The 1,298-nt window shown below is 47.5% G+C and carries 2 protein-coding genes and 1 pseudogene; 1 reads left to right on the top strand and 2 read right to left on the bottom strand.

Going from position 1 to position 1,298, the window contains the following annotated elements; translation table 11 throughout:
- Positions 1 to 249, top strand: a pseudogene (locus tag NC99_RS22175) (ATPase); the annotation flags it as partial.
- Positions 250 to 496: 247 nt separating this feature from the next.
- Here NC99_RS22175 and NC99_RS16905 read toward each other — a convergent pair.
- Complete coding sequence (locus NC99_RS16905) at positions 497 to 712, bottom strand: hypothetical protein (protein ID WP_157624997.1); 216 nt, start codon at positions 710 to 712, stop codon at positions 497 to 499.
- A gap of 42 nt (positions 713 to 754) precedes the next feature.
- Positions 755 to 985 (bottom strand): hypothetical protein, encoded by a 231-nt coding sequence (locus tag NC99_RS16910; RefSeq protein WP_053186446.1) that lies wholly within the window; start codon positions 983 to 985, stop codon positions 755 to 757.
- Positions 986 to 1,298: the final 313 nt, after the last annotated feature.

Raw genomic sequence — 1,298 nt, forward strand, 5'->3', positions numbered from 1 at the left:
GGTTACTGTTTTGATGACCTGGGATTAGAACAAACCCCCAAGCATTTCGGGAACGAGTGTAACGTGATGGCAGAAATCCTGCTGGCCCGTTACGACCTGTTTGTATCCAAACGCATGTTGACCCATCTGACGACCAATCTTTCCGCCTCAGAGCTGGAAACGATTTACGGCAACCGGATCCGCTCCCGGATGCGGGAAATGTTTAACCTGGTGGCTTTTGATAAGGATGCTAAAGATAAACGCAGGTGACAAGATTTGTAGGTCACCCTGCGGCATGTTCGCTCCGTTTGCTCCGCACTGTGCTCACAAGCCTCGGTTAAAAAGAAAGATGCCCGTGCCGGTTCAATTGGCCGGAGCCAGTCCGAAGGCCTGACGATCCGGCATTTCACCTTGACGGGCAACTTTCCGTTTTGATCAGGTTTTTATTTGTGATTTTTTAGCTTGCTGATCCTGTTTTTAAAGGTTCTTTCCTGTGCCCCGGCACCATCGCTCAGCCTCACGAAACCGCTTCCTTTATTCGCCTGGCTGCGCCTGCGAACCCAGTCGCTTTTTCGCTCAGCTTCGCTCCGAAGCCGGGCTGCACCGCACGGCAAGAGTCGCTCCGTATGTTCCGCTTCGCTCCACGCCCGGGCGACACTTGCTTTTGCCCGCCCACTTCAAAAAATTGTTCTTTGAGGTAAAAGTTTTTGAGCGGCATCCAAAAATCAAGCAAAACAACCCGTTTCAAAGGGGGTTCTGCCTATCTGTCGAATTCCTAATTGGGCCCTAAAAAGAACCCAAAATTAAGTCCCTTGATGATATGTTCGATCGCCACTTCGCGCGAGTACACCTTGTGCTCTATGGCTTCGATGCGGATGGGAGTTGAGCCGTTTTCTGCCATTAAGTTGATGAATTCGGCCATACGTTCGGCAGTCTCTTTGTCTTCGAAAAACAAATCTGATTTTTTCTCGCCCCAATGTACGGCGAGCTGATACACCTGTGACATAAAATACGATTTATATGGTTCTTAAACTTTGTTTTTCCCTGTGATCGGTGCCTTGCCCATCCGTTTCTAAAATACCATTTTCAGTTTAGTTTTAAATCCTGCTCTTTCGGATTTGTGCCGAATTGCTACAAGGTGGCTGGATTGCTTTGCAACGAGGTGGAGCAGCAGCCAAGGTGTTTTGGATATTCACCTGTAGAATGGGTGGGTTTAATACTAAGGCCTAAAAACGTCCGCGATTCGGTGTTTTATATGCGTTATACCATAAATTATTTACTAATCTATTTGAACTGCTATTCTCTTTCCTAACAAGTGA

The sequence above is a fragment of the Sunxiuqinia dokdonensis genome (genome assembly GCF_001270965.1).
Classification (GTDB): domain Bacteria; phylum Bacteroidota; class Bacteroidia; order Bacteroidales; family Prolixibacteraceae; genus Sunxiuqinia; species Sunxiuqinia dokdonensis.

Excerpts from the sequence above, each read along its gene's own strand:
- NC99_RS16910 (WP_053186446.1), bottom strand. The coding sequence starts at position 985 with ATGTCACAGGTGTATCAGCTCGCCGTACATTGGGGCGAGAAAAAATCA.